Below are 17,886 nucleotides of genomic sequence, written 5' to 3'. Positions count from 1 at the left end.
TATTATTTTACTTCAATAAGTTTCTTCATACTTTTCGCAATTAGCCCTGCTGCTCGTTTTGGACTTAAACGATATAGTGTATCCATGATCTTAGAATCTTTACCTGCTAACACTCTGTATTGATCTGTTTCCATTCCTTGAACAATAATTCCGGCCGCTGCCCTAGGTGTTAACAACTTGGAAATATCTTGTTCGCTTGTATTCTTATTTGTAAAACCTTCTACCCCCGAATTTTTCATAATATCTGTACCAACACCACCTGGAAAAACGACAGTTACTTTCACATTCGTATCTTTAAGTTCAGCGTACAATCCTTCAGTCAGCAGTTTAACAGCTGCCTTGGATGCACCATAGATGGATTGGCCGGGAACCGGCAGAAATCCGCCCATACTAGAAATGTTTGTGATATGTCCTACAGGTCTTTTCAACAGATATGGCAGAAAAATCTTCGTCATATAAAGCGTGCCGTAAAAATTGATATCCATGACTTGTTTGATTTTATCAAAGTCAAGCTCATTGACATGTACAAACGGTTGAATAATCCCAGCATTATTAATGATTCCGTCTACTGCCCCATGACGAGCAATGACTTGCTCTGGAAGTGCCTCAACTGCCACTCTATCTGTTAGATTTACGACGTGCGTGGATAGTTTCCCACTTTTTTCACCAGCTCGATGAATCGTTTCTTCCAACGCATTTCTGTTAATATCAACAGCGGCAACACTCGCCCCTTTTGAAAGGAGATGTAGGACCAATTCGCGTCCTATACCGCCTCCTGCTCCTGTGACCACAATCACTTTGCCGAAAACTTTCATTTTTTATCCTCCCTTTATCCTCTTAAAACAAGAATTTCCATCGATCGCCAGCGCGGGCTAAGCGCTCCACCGATCAATGGAAATCCAGTTTGATGTTTTATTTTTTGTTAGCTGCTGCCCAAGCATCAAGCTGCTTCTGCTTTTCTACAATTACTTTATCAATACCCGCGGCTTTCAGTTTAGCTCTAAAGTCTGCTAACTTATCGACCGGGTCGAGTGTGCCTGTCTCCAAACCTTTGGCATACTGATCGGTTACATTTTTAAGCGCAATAACCTCATTCTTAACTGGCTCCGAATTAAATGTGAAGCCAAGCGCTTTCGATTTAATTGCTTTTTGGTTGGCTTCAGCCGTCAGTTTCCACATTTCAGGCAAGTCTGACTTCATCTGATATGCGATGGATGGGTTAGCGTATATCCAACTTTGAATCGAATATCCAACTGTCTTCGAATCGATGCCTGTCGGATAATCGATCGCATTCTCAGAAGCCTTCACATAGTGCTTCCCTTCAAGGCCGTAGATAAACAAATTGGCAAGGTCTTTATCCGTGTACATCAGATTCATGAGCATCATGGTGCGTTCAGGATTCGTAGAGTTCGTAGATATCGTCCACAATCCACCCTGTGCATTGGATGTAGTCGAATATATATTAGACATCAAGGGTGCAAAAACGAGATCTTTGCCATTCGCTCGGATTTCTGATTCCAAGTTCCCTGGTCTAAGTCCGATGAAATAAGAAAATGCCTTATCAGCTTTCAACAAATCGGAGGCGTTAGCTTGCGTTGTAGCAGCATCCTTGTTGATATATCCAGCCTTATTCCAACTATGAACCTTGTTCAAATAGTTTTCGTACTCCTTGCTTTCAAACAAATTCACAACTTTCGAACCGTTGTCATACCCAGGTAATACACCTAATCGATCCCCTAGCTTATCATACCAAACATAAACATCTGCAGGCGTGGATAACCCGGCTCCGAGTGGCGCGATACTAGGCTCATTATCCTTAATCGTTTTATATACTTGATCTAGGTCGTCCATCGTCTTAATAGCCGATACATTAATTTTGTACTTATCTACTAAATCTTTCCGCATCAGAACCCCAGGAACTCCCGTTGTGTAATCCTTATAGACAGGCACGCCATAGGTCTTTCCTTCAATCTTAACGCTATTCAGATAGACGGAATCGATCTGTTTTTTGATTCCTTCACCATACTTATCGAGCAAACTATCGATCGCAATAATTTTTCCAGTCGCCACATCAGCGCTGTATCCCGCACCAAACTCAAAGAATAGATCCAGTTTCTCACGGCCGGAAGTCATCAAATTCATTTGTTGTGACCAAGACCCGATACTAATCGGCATGATTTTGACAGTAGCGTTGATTTTAGCCTTTGTAATCTTGCTAATTTCATCTTGAACCGCTTGGATGTCCTTCGGTACTGCTCCAAATGCCGGCATAGCAATTGCGATCTCATACGCATCTTTTGTAGCATTACTCGCAGTTGCGCTGGAAGCTGGAGTTGCCGTTGCAGCGGAACCATTACTTTCTTCCGTTTTCGAAGATGAACACCCAGCAATCACACCTGATAACATCACAGTAACAAGAGACAATGTCGCCAACTTCAAATTCCTTTTCATCGTATTCCCCCCAGAAGTATCATTCCTTACTCCTTCATCATATCGTTCAATGAAGGGAGCGACTAACACTCCACCGACATCATAATAGCGTTTTCACGACTTATTTATCTTTGTAGTTTTGACTTCTATATTCCATTGGGCCTAGTCCGACGTGCTTCTTGAATAGTTTCGTAAAATAAGAGAAATTCGTATATCCCAAAGTCGAGGCAATTGAGCTAACTGAGCGCTCTGTTCGGGACAATAACTCTTTGGCGACTTTAACTTTTTCGAGCACAATATAATCGGAGAGCGCATAACCAGTCTCTTTTTTGAAAATTCTCGTTAAATAATCAGGATGGAGAAACACTTGATCCGCAATCATTTCGCGCGTCATATCCTGATCCAGGTTAAGCGAGATAAAGGCTTTCACAGTCTGAACGATTTTTTCCGTCTCTTTCACCGCTTCTGCGTGGATCATCGCTTTACTCACAGCATGACGAACCCAGGCTAACATATCTGTAATAGAGCGCACTGCCATTTCCGATACACGCCGAGACTCTTCATCGCCAAGTAGCTGATGGGCCTCTATCCCTCTCAAATTCAAATAGGAATAGATAACTTGTGTGAAATTTTGATTGAATTGATGCAGAATCTCAGCATCTACAGCTTGATTGTTGACCAGACTGCCAAGCATCGCTTCCACTTCCTGAACGACGGCCTCCTTCGTGCCTTGCTTCATAAGAGAGGCAACCACACCTAATCCGGGCAACTTAGCAACCGGCATGGAGATGCCATTATCCGTTTGAGGAAAAACTTGATTCACGAAAGCCACATTATTTCGATCATATCTTCGCAGATCAGCTACCATCTCAGCCATTTCATGCGCTGCCACTTCGCGCCCAAAATAACAAGAGAGATCACAGTAAAAATAGTCATTACAAGACTTTATATACTGTTCACATGCTTCGTAAAGTTGATCGTACGCCCAATTCGTCCCGCGATTGGCTGCCATAATAATTAACAACATACCTCGATCTAGATGAAAACAAATTCCATTAACGCCATCACCGATCATGAGCTCTTCGGCTGAATTTTTAAGCGCATACTCCAGGATCTTCTCATCCCTGCGATTTAAGCCTTTTTTCCACCGCTGTACCGAAATGAGAATAGGTAGAAAGACCGATTCTTCCGTAATGGGAATATGATGCAATTCTACTTGATCACGTATCGCGGCAGGCTGACTCGGTATCGAATGGTTGATTAAGTCCACCCAGAACCTTTCTATAATAAAAGCGTGATGTTTAAGCCATAATTGATGGGATTGACGATTTCGATTGATTTCGCTGTTCCGATTACTAATAGCTTGAGCTTTGACGATAGCCGCTTCCAAGTCAGCGGCACGAACAGGCTTTAATAAATAGTCAACACTTCCTAGTTGCAGCGCCTCTTTGGCGTATCGGAAATCAGCATGACTTGTAAAAAAGATCGTTGCAGTATTCGGATGTTGCTCTCTCACCCAAGTCAGCAAATCAAACCCGCTGCCTTGAGGCATTTCAATATCGCACAGTAAAATATCGATTCGTTCTCTCCCAAAGAGTTCCTTGGCTTGTCTGATATTAATGGCCGTGAACAATTGGCTGATGCCCAATTTAGTAAGATCAAGATCAGATTTCACCCCTTCAATAGCGAGAACTTCGTCGTCTACGATGAGCAAATGAACGTTCATCTGGTTTCCTCCATTCCTGGATTCGTAGGAATAATCAACTCTATTTTAGCTCCGTGCGACGCTTGGTCGTTATCATATAGGATGGATGCGGATTCCCCGTATAATAGGCGTATTCGCCTTTCTACATTCCAAATCCCCGTATGCTCTCCGCGATCATTTTCCACACTCAGACCTGCCTGCAGTTTGTCCAGTATATCCGCTCTAAATCCAGGTCCTGTATCACTGATGCTTATTTTCATTCTAGAGCTGTGTTCTTCAATTAAAAATTCAATCCGTATGTCAATCGTAAGCAGTTCATCTAGCGAAACGGCATGTTTAATCGCATTCTCAACAAACGATTGGATAACCAGCGGTGGGATGGGGACATCGGCTAAATAATCCGGAGCGTTAATCGCCCACTTCAGCTTCTCTGGAAAGCGCAAACTCTGGATTTTCAAATAATTCCGAGTATGATTCAGTTCATCTTTGAGCGCCACAAACGAGGTATTGCTGCGAAACATAAATCGGAAATACTCGATGAGAGACATCGTCATTTCCAAAATCAGTTCATAGTTCTTGATTTTACCCAAATTATAAATGATATTCAGCGTATTTAAGAAAAAGTGGGGATTCACTTGCAGCTGGAGCCGCTGTAATTCCTCCTTTTGCTTATTTAACTGTTCCTCATACACGTTAATGCGAAGCCGCTCAACCTCCGACATCATGGCATTAAATGCCCCACCCATCACTTGAAATTCCCCCGAGGTATTATGAAGCGCTACCCTGCTGCTCCAATCGCCTTCTCGAACCTTCTTCATAGTGAGCAGTAATCGATATAAAGGCACTAGAATAGATTGCCGCATTGCATACAACCCCATCGGAATAAAGAGAAAAGCGCCGATCGTAATAAACCACACGATGGACTGGAGATACGGCAAATTGGCTAATATATGTTGATCCGGAATCAGTGCAACTAAACTGAAATCACCACGATGGGATGGAGCTCCAACGACAAGAAATCTCTTTTGAATTCCCGAAATATAGTATTCGTTTACTTTTTGTTGCAATTCAATCTTATATTGACTTACAAGCTTGGAATTTGAGATCGGTTCCCCTTGCGTATTGGCTAATAACACCTCTCCCTCCTCTCCAATTTGAAGAGAACGAAGAGGCTTTACTAATTCCTCTGTACTAACCAAAGCTCCAAGATAGGTATCTCCTGAATGAACAATATCAACGAGGTAGTTTTGTTCGTTAATTTGAACATAGTTCCAAGCTTTAGCGGAACTCTCCGACGGAAATCGCTCAGAATGAATATAATCAATCATATATGTTTGGATAATTTCATTTTCCTTAATGGCAGAAGGGTTATTCTTTGAAATGTTAAAATAGTCTTGCCTATGATCCGTATATACGAAAAAAGTACTTATAGGATCGTATAAACTAATATCTTTACTTAATTTATTAAATAAATAAATTTTTGCACTGTAGTACTCGCCATCCCTTACTTCTTGGCTTAGAGATAGCAAATCGTAACCAGAACCTGCCACTGTTCTCATATACGAGTCGATATCGTCTAGCTGGGAGTCGTTTTGATTCGTATACAGCTTCAACATGTTGTTATAGGAATCCGCAACCTGGCCGCGAACGACATGAATGGCATAATAGTTGTTATAGAAGAGCATCCCCACTAGCGGTATCGTCATGATCAGTACGCTTACGATTAGCTTTGCTCGCAGTGAAGCACGTCTCCAGTACCCTGTTGGCGCAAACATGATCGTTCAACTCCTTTTGCTTTATCCATTAAAATGTAAACCTATCATACTTTTATCAGAACTGACAACGCCACAACCCGAATACATCAGTTGTGGCGTTGCGCATATGAGGAGATTCTGTCGGCAAGTTATCCTTTTACAGCTCCGATCATAATTCCTTTAATAAAATATTTTTGGAAGAAAGGGTACGCCACTAAAATGGGTAGCACGCCAATGACGGCAATCGCCATTTTCACAGCATCTGTCGGCATTTGTTGCATCGCATCATTCGTATTGTTGGTCATATTAGTCGTGAGGAATTGAATATCCTGCATAATCCGATTTAACAAGTTTTGAATACTGAACAGTTTAGGGTCCGTTATATAAATCATCCCCAACTGCCAATCATTCCAGTACATAATACATTCAAAAAGCCCAATCGTTGCAAGAATAGGTGTTGATAGCGGAAGCACAATGGACCATAAGGTCCTATATTCGCCAGCTCCGTCGATTTGTGCGGATTCAATCAATGCACTAGGAATCGTCGTCTGAAAGAACGTTCTCATCAACATCACGTAAAACCCGTTCATCAGGAGACCCGGCACGATTAAGGCCCAGATTGTATTTTTGATATGGAATAACTGGGTGTAAACCAAGTAGGAAGGAACCAAACCTCCATGGAATAGCATGGTGAAGAAAACAATAAACATAATTAAATTGCGATATGGCGTACCACTTCGGGAAAGCGGATAAGCCAGAAGCGCCGTTATAGCTACTCCTATTGCCGTTCCGACTACCGTTACGAAGATGGTCACTCCGTAAGCACGAGCGATCTCTCCCCCTCTATCATATAAATATTCGTAGGCAGCCGTACTAAACGTATGGGGGATGAATGAATAGCCATTTGCTATAATATCATTCTGGTCGGTTAGCGACGCGGAAATGAGCAGAATGAAAGGGAGAATAGAAACGACTGCAAATACAAACATCATAATGTGGCTGAACAACGTCAAGCCTCTGCTCTCTTTGTGCATGGGTGTTTACCTCCTCCTACTTAGAATAATGCGTTATCTTTGCTGTACCGTCGCACCGTATAGTTCGCTAGCATGACAAGTAAGAATCCAACGATCGATTGATAGACACCAGCAGCAGTGGACATCCCAATATCGCCATTGCCCGTTAAGCCCCTGAATACATACGTATCAATCGTAGCTGTTGTGTTAAATAATGATCCTGAATTCATTGGAACCTGATAAAATAATCCGAAATCCGAGTAGAATATTCTTCCGATACTAAGCAGCGTCAGCATGATGATGACCGGTGTTAGAATAGGCAACGTAATATGACGAATCTGCTGCAATCGACTTGCACCATCGAGCTTCGCTGCTTCATAATACTCCTCGTCAATGCCAAGTAATGCGGCAAAGAACACAATGCTCGAATAACCAACACTTTTCCAGAAGTGAACGATCGTTATAATCCAAGGCCAATACTTATCTTCGGTGTACCAAGAAATCCCGTCTTTTATTCCAAACCAAGGCAGGACTGTGTGATTCAAGAATCCCGTATCCGCACTTAAGAGGGCATATACCAAATAGCTGACGATAACCATCGAGATGAGATGAGGCAGTGTGATGATACTCTGATAAAACTTAAGTAAAATTTTGTTTTTAATCTCATTCAACAGAATCGCACAGGCGAGTGACAAAATGGTGCCTAACACAATAAACACGAGGTTGTATAGAATCGTATTTCGCGTAATGATAAAAGCGTCCGATGTCTTAAAGAGATATTCAAAGTTCTTGAACCCAACCCAGTCGCTGTCTAAAATACCTTTAGCAAAATTGATCTTTTTGAACGCAATGACGATCCCGAGCATGGGGAGATAGTTATTAAATAACAGGTATAGCAGACCAGGAGCCATCATCGTCAGAAGTGGCCAATATTTACGGAACTTGTTTTCTTTTTTCTTGATCTGAATACCCGCTTGCAGTACAGTTGCCGATCCGGCTTTTTCCATCTTACAATCCCTTCCCTTTCCGTTTATTACTCGAATGACTTACCTTGATCATAATGGATATGCCTTCCCCCCTCTAACAATCTAACGACTTCCTAGTGACGTTTTAACGACTTTATCTTCTGCGAGAAAAAGAAAGACTGACGCGGGGATATGCCCGGTCAGTCCTTATTTGAATTAACGCGTTAGATCGCGTTTTCTCTTGCAATGCTACCGAGATGATAACCGCTAGGTTTAACGGTTCGCTCTTGCGTGGTACGGTCCACTTCAATTAATCCAAAAGTCTTGGAGAATCCCAGCTGCCATTCAAAATTATCCATCAGGGACCAATGCATATAGCCCAATATCTGATATCCATCGGTGATACAATCATGGACCCCTTTCAAGGCACGATCGATAAAAGCAACACGACGGGTATCATCATCCGTTGCTACGCCATTTTCAGTAATCATAATCGGCATCTTCAGATGCTCACTAACATAACGGACAACCGCACTAAGCGCTTCTGGATAATATTCGTTCCCCATCTGTGTCGTCTCTGCCCCTTCTGGAATAGGGAGAAGGCCATCAGGCCCATACACAGCGCGTGTATAGTTTTGCAAACCGAAAAAGTCATCCTCTTGCAAGTAGGGAACAAATTGGAGAAACTCCTCTTGCCATGCTTCCTTCGCGTTCTCTTCTCCGCCAGGTGCGCTTTGAATGTCATAGAGTGACAAAGTAACTCCGACTTTGGTTTGCGGACTGATCTGCCGAATGGCTGTTCTCGCTTCCACATGCGCTTGGAAGATGACAGCAAGACCCTGCTCCGAGCGAGGAGCCAAAAAGGAATGAACCTCTGTTGGCGGAACTCCAAACGCTTTGCTTAGTTCCATAAAATATTTTTGCATTTGGGCCATTTTCTCCATATTCATGCCAACCTGCGCACCCGGAGAGCCTGATTTGAGCTCATATCGCTTCATAATTTTCTTAATTCCGATGGAAATATTCGCTTCATTAATCGTACATACATAAGGAATCAATTCGCCTAATTCACGCATGACATGTGTACAATAGCGAGCAAATCTTGCTGGCGTCTCTGCTGACTCCCAACCCCCAAGACGAATTAGCCATTGTGGCGAACTGAAGTGATGAAGAGTCACGATCGGAGTGATTTGATATTCTTTGCATGTTAAAAGAACGTCCCGATAATGGGAGATTTCTGCGGCATCATATTGCCCTTCCACCGGCTCGATTCGTGCCCATTCCAACGAGAACCGATACGAATTTAAACCCATTTTAGCCATCTCAGCAATATCTTCCTTGAAACGGTTATAATGATCTACCGCAATGCCCGACGGCTCTGCAAATACCGATCCCTCCAAATTTTCCATTAGCCAAAAATCAGAATTTGTATTATTTCCCTCTACCTGATGCGCTGCCGTCGATGCGCCCCATAAAAAACCTTTTGGAAATTGAAGTGCCATCCCTACTCCTCCTTAAACTTCTGTTGATTGCTGCAACCTTATTTTAGTAAAAACCTTCCACGGCAACTAACATTCTAACGACGCTTCTCTGACGTTTTGACGACTTTCTTACAATCTCTAGGAATTTTATAAATTTGTCGTTTAATTACCACTATGAAGTCGGTAAAACGTTAGTGAAGAACCCGAAATTGACTTAAGGTATAGGAACAAAACCCAAATATTATAAGGAGGATTCCATGCATGACAGACTTTTCGAGTGTAAAAAACAAAGTGGCCATTGTAACAGGCGCTTCTGATGGCCTTGGTAAAGCAATTGCGATGTGCTATGCAGAAAATGGGATGAAAGTCATCGTATCCGATATTCATGTCAAAAAGGGTACTAAGCTTGTTGAAGAAATCCAATCTTTGGGTGGCGTTGCTTCTTTCTATTCAGCTGACGTAAGCAAAGAAGAAGAGGTTAGGGGCATGATTGACTTTGCGGTCGAAACATATGGCCGTTTGGACGGCATTGTCAACAATGCCGGTATAAGTGCCGACAATAGACCAACTCATGAGTACTCAACATCTGAATTTGATAAATTAACGTCGATTGACCTGAAGGGCGTATTTATGGGCATGAAATATGGCATAGAAGCCATCCTGAAATCTAAATCATCGGCAGGATTCGTTATCAACGTTGCCTCCGTAGCTGGCTTGTTAGGCAATAGTTCCATGGCTATTTATACGTCCGCCAAGCATGGCGTTGTAGGTCTTACAAAGAGTGCGGCACTTGATTATGCACCTTATAACATTTCTATAAATGCGATATGTCCTGGAACCATTAAAACTTCAATCTGGAAGGATGCACCTGAGGAAGTTATTCAACAGTATGCAAAGTTGCTATCACCAAACGGAAAGCTAGGAAATCCAAAGGAAGTTGCACATTTAGCCTTATTTTTAGCCTCTGATTTGGCTCGTTATATTAGTGGTTCAGCAATCACAGTTGACGCTGGATCTAGCGCTGGTAAGCTTACGCCTACTCAGTGGGCTCATCCGGAAATATTGGAATAACTCATATTTGCTTTAAGAGATTCACCATATTTATTTCTGATCTTACGTTCATTGGATGCGATTCCTCAAAAATATACGAACAAAATAAACCCGCGCAATTTGCACGGGTTTTATTACTTCATTTCGAAACTCAATGAACCAACCTTCCATCTCTAAACCGCACAATCCGCTTCGCCTGCTCCGCAACCTGCCGATCATGCGTAATCACAATAATCGTCCGCCCTTGCTCGTTCAACCGCCTGAAAATATCCATGATCTCCACGCCCGTTTTCGAGTCCAAAGCCCCAGTAGGCTCATCCGCTAATATGATCGGTGGATCCCCGGCCAACGTCCGAGCAATCGCAACACGCTGCTGCTGCCCACCAGACAGCTCCGAAGGAAAATGCTTCCTCCGATCGAGCAAATCCACCGCTTCCAACGCTTTTAGAACCATCGGCTCCCGCTGCTTTATCGTCATTCCACGATAAATCAGCGGCAATTCCACATTCTCATAAGCACTTAATCTCGGCAACAGGTTGAAGCTCTGGAAAACAAACCCGATCTTCCGATTCCGAATCTCGGCCAACTGCGGGTCCTTCAGCGAGTGAATCTGCTTTCCATCAAGGGTATAGACCCCTTCGTCCGACACATCCAAACACCCGATGATGTTCATCAGGGTTGATTTGCCGGATCCCGACGGCCCCATAATCGCAACATATTCGCCCTGCGCGATATCTAACGAAATGTCGTCCAACGCCTTTATGGTTTCGCCACCCATGAAATAAAATTTACTCACATGCTCAATCTGAATTAAGGCTGTGATTGTCTTCGCCTCCATTATTTGATGCCAAATAAATGAAGAATACGATTCACCGACGTGTCGACCTCAACTTGTTTTCCTTACCGCTTCGCCTTATAAAACTCGTGATACAGCTTCATGAGCGCCCTTTTTTCGATCCTTGAAACATAACTCCTCGAAATACCCAGTTCCTTCGCAATCTCCCGTTGCGTCCGCTCTTCACCGCCCAGCTAAGGCTGTCATTGTCTTCGCTCCATTCATAAATATCCGCGCTGGTAACCAGCACCCTCATGCAATCTTGGACGCTGTCCTTTGCAGTTAGTATGATAATAGGGGTTGAAATTTTACGATTCTATAAATGCTTTACGGTGTCCAGACCGTTCATTCCCGGTAACATCACGTCAAGAGGTCGTAATTTCTTGCTCCGCTAACAAGTCCCATTCCAGTTGAGGTTCCTTTCGTGTCGAACGACACATTTTCGAAAATTTCCTTAATTGTTTCAAGCAGCGAAGGTCGTTCTTCAAAGATCAGTATTTTTAATTCAATCCACATCTGGAATAATTTTAAATAAAAAATTGCCTCCAACTTCTTCTTTAAAAAAAACCGCTTCCTCTACTTCAAAAAGCAGAGGAAACGGGGTTAGTGTTAGTCCAGATGAAGTACTTTTACAATTATAAAATACGTGCCGTAAACATCGATCTTGCTACTCTAGTACCGTTCGTCACGATTTCCATATCAATCTTGCAAAATCTGCGGCTCATTTCCACAATGGAGGGCACGATTTCAATAACATCATCGATTTGCAAAGGGATCAGAAAATAACTGGAAGAACTATCCAAAATAAGATCGCCTTTCTTATGCTCCTGAACCGTTCTGTAAGCTGCACGAATCATAATCGTTGTGAGCACACCTTCTGAGACCAAACCTTCAAAATTGGTCATTTGAGGTGTAACCGTGCCTTTAAAAAACAACTTGCCTTCCGCATCTCGAAGTTCATCGATCCCTGAGTAGATCTGCACTTCGAACGTTTCAGCGTTCTGAGGTTGTCTTTGCATATGCTGCATCGCTTTCATGACATCCTTGCGGCTTATGACGCTGATCATCTTGCGATCGTTATCTATAACCGGCAGAAGTTCAATACCTTCCCACACCATAGTATGTCCGGCTGAAGCTACCGATGTTTTCAAGTTAATCATTAGTGGATTTGGTGTCATTAAGCTGCCAATAAGTTGATTCGGTTTAGCACCCATGATGTCCTTGGTTGTAATCATACCGATCGGGACCTGATTCTCATCGATGACAGGGTATCGCGTATGCGTCGTTTCTTCAACCAGCTTTTGCATGTCTTTGACCGTATCAGTAGCTATTAGAGAGTAAATTGGGCTATCTTTACGCACGATGTCATCAACGATCATAATCTTTTTCTTAATGAGGCGGTCTTCCATCGCTCGGTTAATCATTGTAGCTACTGTGAATGTATCAAAAGAACTGCCGATAATCGGCAACTGCAGCTCATCTGCCAGCTCCTTCACTTCAGGCGTGGTATCAAATCCACCGGTAATCAACACACCAGCGCCCTGACTAAGTGCGCACATATGGGCTTGCACGCGATTGCCGACAATGAGCAAATTGCCTGCTTCAATATACTTCAACATGGCTTCAAGCTGCATCGCGCCGATAACGAATTTGTTCAGTGACTTATGTATACCCGAAGAGCCGCCCAGTACAACACCTTCCACCACATTCACAATTTCCGCGAACGTCAATTTATCAATGACGGGTTCTTCTTTCTTTTCCATTCGAATCGTGCCGATCCGCCGTTTTGTGCTCACCAAACCGATATTTTCCGCTTCCTTAATAGCACGGTAGGCTGTTCCCTCACTCACATCTAGATCTTGAGCGATTTGCCGTACGGACAGCTTCGTGCCCACAGCCAACGATTCAATATATTTCGTAATTTGTTCATGCTTCGTATGAAGCTCCGAATGGCCCGTGCTCATGGTTCACACCTCACTGAACTGTTCTATAACATTTAAAATAATTATAGTATATTCAAATAAAAAAAGACAGAAGCCTCCTATAGGCCCTGTCTCAAATTACTTCAATTACAAATACCTATACCCTTGTTCGGTTAAAAAAGATTCAAAGTCAGGTGAAACCGTCATTTTGGTAAAAAGCACATTCGCTAGATCAAATTTTCTTTGCTGTAGTTCTTCTTCTCCGAGCTTCGCTCTGATCTTATCCAACTCTTCACTTTGAATCTGTAGAAAAAGTTCTGGCGTTACTTTGCGCCCGTCATCCAAAATCCCTAGAGGATGGTGGATCCACTGCCATAGTTGTGCACGTGATATTTCCGCAGTTGCCACGTCTTCCATCAAGTTGTTGATCGGCACAGCGCCGAAACCACGCAACCACGCTTCCAAATATTGAATGCCGACGCTAACGTTTGTCCGGATACCATTTTCGGTAATCGTCCCTTGCGGCACTTCCAGTAATTGTTCTGCGGTAACCTCGATGTCAGATAATTGCTTGCTAATTTGATTGGCTGACGGCATATGTTCATCGAATATCGCTTTCGCCACAGGTACTAATCCGGGATGAGCCACCCATGTGCCATCATGACCATTCCTCACCTCGCGCAGCTTATCTACACTCACTTTCGCCATCGCTTCTTCATTCGCCCCTGGATCATTCCTCACCGGAATTTGTGCGGCCATGCCCCCGATGCAAGGAGCATTTCGCTTATGACAAGTCTGGATGGTGAGCAGTGAGTATGCTTTCATGAAAGGCGATTCCATCGTTACGAGCGCACGGTCGGGAACGATGACGTGAGGCTGCTTCTGCAGCTTTTTAATGTAACTGAATATATAATCCCATCGTCCGCAGTTCAGCCCCGCGCTGTGCTCTCGAAGTTCATATAAAATTTCGTCCATTTCGAAAGCCGCGACGATCGTCTCGATGAGCACCGTAGCTTTAATCGTGCCCTGCGGAATGCCTAGCTCCTGCTGAGCAAACTTGAACACTTCGTTCCAAAGACGTGCCTCCTGATGACTTTCCAACTTGGGTAAGTAAAAATAAGGCCCGCTTCCTCGCTGGATCAACGCCTTAGCATTATGGAAAAAGAATAGGCCAAAATCAAATAACGAACCTGAAACCGGGTGCCCATCTACCTTCATATGTTTCTCTTCCAAATGCCATCCGCGAGGACGAATTTTGAGCACTGCTGTCTGATCCTGAAGGTTGTAACTCTTCCCTTCTGGACTGGTGAAGGCGATTGTTCGACGAATGGCATCGTAGAGATTCACTTGGCCATCAATCGTGTTGTTCCATGTCGGGGAGTTGGCGTCCTCAAAGTCAGCCATGTAGATGAAAGCACCAGAGTTGAACGCATTAATGACCATTTTACGATCACCAGCTGGACCTGTTATTTCCACACGACGGTCTTGCAAATCCGCAGGGATCGGTGCTATTGTCCAGTCGCTGCTACGTATCCGCGTAGTCTCGGGCAGAAAGTCAGGCAGCTCTCCTTCATCAATAAGATTCTGCCTCAGGTTACGTTGCTGCAAAAGCTCAAGCCGTTTTGTTCCAAATGCTCGCTCAAGCAGCGCCACGAATGCCAAGGCTTCTGGTGTGAGCAGCTTTTGCCCTTCCGTAGAAGTCGGTTCAATTTCAATTCCCTTTCGCATCGTTTGATCGATCAATATCCTCATCTCCTTCTGGCATTGCTATTAACTAGCAAAATTGTTCCTCTTCCGTCGATCCGGAAAGCGCAGTAGTGGAAGAAGTACCACTCGTAATTACTTGGGAAATTTCGTCGAAATAGCCTGTTCCTACTTCACGCTGATGGCGTGTCGCTTCATAACCACGAGATTCACTTGCGAATTCCGTTTGCTGGAACTGAGAGTAAGCAGCCATACCGCGATCTCTGTAATCGTGAGCGAGCTCGAACATGCTGTGATTCAGCGCATGGAAGCCTGCTAAGGTCACGAATTGGAACTTGTAGCCCAGCTTACCAAGCTCTTTTTGAAATTTTGCAATCGTAGCATCATCTAATTTCTTCTTCCAGTTGAAAGAAGGAGAGCAGTTGTAAGCAAGCAATTTACCAGGAAATTTCTCATGGATGGCTTCTGCAAAACGTTTGGCTTCCTCAAGGTTCGGCTCTGATGTTTCGCACCAAATCATATCTGCATATGGCGCATAGGCCAAACCACGTGATATCGCTTGATCTAAACCATCATTCACATAGAAGAATCCTTCGGGCGAGCGTTCGCCTGTTAGAAACGGTCGATCGTTCTCGTCAATATCGCTCGTAAGGAGACTTGCTGCATTCGCATCAGTTCGGGCGATTAACACCGTATCCACGCCCATCACATCAGCAGCCAGCCTTGCAGCGATTAGGTTTTTTACGGCCTGCTGTGTTGGCAGCAGCACTTTTCCGCCCAAATGGCCGCATTTCTTTTCCGAGGAGAGCTGATCTTCAAAATGAACAGCAGCGGCTCCCGCTTCAATCATTCCCTTCATCAGCTCGAATACGTTTAGCGGCCCACCGAAACCGGCTTCAGCATCTGCTACGATGGGAAGAAAGAAGTCAATACTTCCTTTACCTTCCGCATGCTGGATCTGATCGGCGCGCTGCAGCGCCTGATTAATTCTTTTTACTACGCTAGGAACACTGTTAGCTGGGTAAAGACTTTGATCGGGATACATATGACCGGATAAGTTCGCATCGGCGGCAACTTGCCAACCGCTTAAATAAATCGCTTTAAGTCCTGCTTTTGCTTGCTGCACTGCTTGATTTCCTGTTAGAGCCCCAAGTGCAGGTACGAAGTCTTCTACGTTTACCCGCTCCCAGAATTTACGAGCCCCCTGCTCAGCCAATGTCTGTTTAATCATTACTGAGCCACGAAGACGAAGCACATCCTCCACTGAATAAGGTCTAGTTACCCCTGAAAATCGCTTGGAATTCCAGCTTGCTTGCAGTTGTTCGCGTTGATTTTGTTTACTCATGATAATGTGCACTCCTTTATGGTGGGTTTAGTTTTTTAAAAGGATACGTCTAGATATCCGCTACCGCCGCAAACAGGGCAAGTGTTTGGCCAAAGCACACGGTCCTGGCCACAATTGATGCTTATCCCCTCTTTGTGATAGTGCTCATCAGTGCTTCTCATTTCTTCTAAATCTCCATTACCTTGACATGTTGGACAATCCATTGTTGTCTCCTCCTCTAATGTATTAATACAGTTTGTTTTGTTAATATAATTTATAACACAATAAGCGATTATGTTCAATACTGTTTTATAAAATAAATAATTAAATTAAATATATTATAACAATAAAAAACCTGCCGACATTCGGCAGGGTTTCGTTTCATATTATTAGCTCGCAAACTCCCCAATTTATCCCACTTCATCTTGTGGATCAAACGCATAATACAATGCTAAAGACACGGGGGATAAGGGGTAGAAAGCAGATTCACCACATTCATCGTGTTCCTCACGTTCTTCTCTCTTCGCAATAGTTCTCTGAAAGTCATAAGCATGAAAGTTTGTGAATTTCCTTCGTTCGAACTCCTTCGACGATGCCAAACTACTCATAACCGTCTCTCCCTTCAACTTACGAACAATTGTATTGATATAATTAAATTTTATACTTATATTGTATAACAATTTAGAAGGATTATGCAATAACAATCATAAAATTAATTTAATGTTATATAACAAAAAAACATCAGGTTTACCCTGACAGTCCTTTGGTCTCGCCCTATAGCTATGAGAGAGTTTATTCGCTTCATATAAAGTGTTTTGTCGGTAGAAGCAACGACCTTCTGTGTAATCATCTTCTCTGCCATCAAATACGATATCCAGTTCATGGAAAGCAGCGTGATCAGAATGACCAGCACGAAAGGGAACAATATTTTTTTTGAATTCCCACATACTGAGGCGAAAATTTTGTAAGCGCTTTAAATTTAATCCTCATTCGATGTTCCCCGATTCCGTTACTGATACTGCGGACGGAATTTTTCTGTGTAATAATTCGGATTACTGTTGTTGTTAATAGACATACTAGGGTTCTTCACTCCTTTGTGTTGCTGTTTCGTTAACATGAACGCCAATCCGACTCCAACGAGTACCACTGCTGCCGTTCCCGCAGAAAATAATAGAAATTTCTTGCTCATATGTCCTCCTTTAACTTTCTTGTATTTGGTACGGTTATTGTAAGCGATCTCATTAATAGAAAGATTTCAAAATGCTCGTATACTGACTTTCGATTTCATTACAATTTTTTCAAATAAAACAACCTAAAAGGCTTAATTCCCTAGTAATTGAGATGAATGGTGGAACCCGTTAAGTTAAAGTCGCATTCGAAACCTTCCCCGTCTTTCGTCCCGTCATTGCAAAGATCATTAGAGTGATACGTTTTCTATACAGAGTCGATACCGCACCTGTTAGTAAAAGGAAAGGAGATGAGCATATAACTGCTTATCTCCTTTTTCAGTGCGCCCAGCTAGGCGCTTCTATAGGGCTCAACTCCCAAATAGCGAAGGCAGTAGTAGCCATTGAGAGACTGGTGCATATGTCTCTACAAATACAAGAATTTTATCTTATTTATGTATCCCAGGAAAAAGCACAAAAAAGCCCGCGAGTTTTTACGCTGACTTTATTCTCTAAATTATCCCTCATTTCTGTTGC

At 43.2% G+C, this 17,886-nt stretch carries 13 protein-coding genes and 1 pseudogene; 1 reads left to right on the top strand and 13 read right to left on the bottom strand.

Translation table 11 applies throughout. The features are described from left to right. Nucleotides 1–2: 2 nt before the first annotated feature. The 7 genes from AC58QC_RS05965 to AC58QC_RS05935 form a co-directional block, all read right to left on the bottom strand. Nucleotides 3–815 (bottom strand): SDR family NAD(P)-dependent oxidoreductase, encoded by an 813-nt coding sequence (locus tag AC58QC_RS05965; protein ID WP_497414278.1) that lies wholly within the window; start codon nucleotides 813–815, stop codon nucleotides 3–5. A 97-nt stretch (nucleotides 816–912) separates the two neighbouring features. Then, a complete protein-coding gene (locus AC58QC_RS05960; RefSeq protein ID WP_497414277.1) occupies nucleotides 913–2,451 on the bottom strand; it encodes an ABC transporter substrate-binding protein in 1,539 nt (512 codons plus the stop codon). Between the two features lie 100 nt (nucleotides 2,452–2,551). Next, nucleotides 2,552–4,156: a response regulator transcription factor gene (locus tag AC58QC_RS05955; RefSeq protein ID WP_497414276.1), complete on the bottom strand. Its 1,605-nt coding sequence runs from the start codon at nucleotides 4,154–4,156 to the stop codon at nucleotides 2,552–2,554. Next, nucleotides 4,153–5,910, bottom strand: coding sequence for a sensor histidine kinase (locus AC58QC_RS05950; RefSeq protein WP_497414275.1), 1,758 nt, complete (start codon nucleotides 5,908–5,910; stop codon nucleotides 4,153–4,155). The genes AC58QC_RS05955 and AC58QC_RS05950 overlap by 4 nt, the downstream gene beginning before the upstream one ends. Before the next feature lie 128 nt (nucleotides 5,911–6,038). Further along, complete coding sequence (locus tag AC58QC_RS05945) at nucleotides 6,039–6,923, bottom strand: carbohydrate ABC transporter permease (protein ID WP_497414274.1); 885 nt, start codon at nucleotides 6,921–6,923, stop codon at nucleotides 6,039–6,041. Nucleotides 6,924–6,943: 20 nt separating this feature from the next. Further along, nucleotides 6,944–7,909: an ABC transporter permease gene (locus AC58QC_RS05940; protein WP_497414273.1), complete on the bottom strand. Its 966-nt coding sequence runs from the start codon at nucleotides 7,907–7,909 to the stop codon at nucleotides 6,944–6,946. Nucleotides 7,910–8,091: 182 nt separating this feature from the next. After that, on the bottom strand, nucleotides 8,092–9,369 hold the full coding sequence (locus tag AC58QC_RS05935) for a glycoside hydrolase family 1 protein (RefSeq protein WP_497414272.1): 1,278 nt from the start codon (nucleotides 9,367–9,369) through the stop codon (nucleotides 8,092–8,094). Nucleotides 9,370–9,609: 240 nt separating this feature from the next. Here AC58QC_RS05935 and AC58QC_RS05930 point away from each other — a divergent pair, with 240 nt between their 5' ends. Next, entirely contained in the window at nucleotides 9,610–10,419 is an 810-nt protein-coding gene (locus tag AC58QC_RS05930; protein WP_497414271.1) for an SDR family NAD(P)-dependent oxidoreductase, read from the top strand. A 130-nt stretch (nucleotides 10,420–10,549) separates the two neighbouring features. Here AC58QC_RS05930 and AC58QC_RS05925 read toward each other — a convergent pair whose 3' ends face one another. From AC58QC_RS05925 to AC58QC_RS05900, 6 genes and pseudogenes are all read right to left on the bottom strand, one after another. Then, complete coding sequence (locus AC58QC_RS05925) at nucleotides 10,550–11,236, bottom strand: ABC transporter ATP-binding protein (RefSeq protein WP_497414270.1); 687 nt, start codon at nucleotides 11,234–11,236, stop codon at nucleotides 10,550–10,552. Between the two features lie 62 nt (nucleotides 11,237–11,298). Then, nucleotides 11,299–11,424, bottom strand: a pseudogene (locus AC58QC_RS05920) (sigma factor-like helix-turn-helix DNA-binding protein); the annotation flags it as partial. Between the two features lie 444 nt (nucleotides 11,425–11,868). After that, entirely contained in the window at nucleotides 11,869–13,197 is a 1,329-nt protein-coding gene (locus AC58QC_RS05915) for a DRTGG domain-containing protein (RefSeq protein ID WP_497414269.1), read from the bottom strand. Between the two features lie 105 nt (nucleotides 13,198–13,302). Then, complete coding sequence (aceB, locus tag AC58QC_RS05910; RefSeq protein ID WP_497414676.1) at nucleotides 13,303–14,883, bottom strand: malate synthase A; 1,581 nt, start codon at nucleotides 14,881–14,883, stop codon at nucleotides 13,303–13,305. A 46-nt stretch (nucleotides 14,884–14,929) separates the two neighbouring features. Next, nucleotides 14,930–16,204, bottom strand: coding sequence for an isocitrate lyase (aceA, locus tag AC58QC_RS05905; protein ID WP_497414268.1), 1,275 nt, complete (start codon nucleotides 16,202–16,204; stop codon nucleotides 14,930–14,932). Nucleotides 16,205–17,192: 988 nt separating this feature from the next. Then, the gene (locus AC58QC_RS05900; RefSeq protein WP_497414267.1) at nucleotides 17,193–17,372 is read right to left on the bottom strand and encodes a hypothetical protein; all 180 of its coding nucleotides are present in this window, start codon (nucleotides 17,370–17,372) and stop codon (nucleotides 17,193–17,195) included. Nucleotides 17,373–17,886: the final 514 nt, after the last annotated feature.

It is taken from the genome of Paenibacillus sp. J22P51 (genome assembly GCF_059692215.1).
The sequence above is the reverse complement of the archived record's forward strand: the minus strand, read 5'-3'. Positions and strand labels throughout refer to the sequence as shown.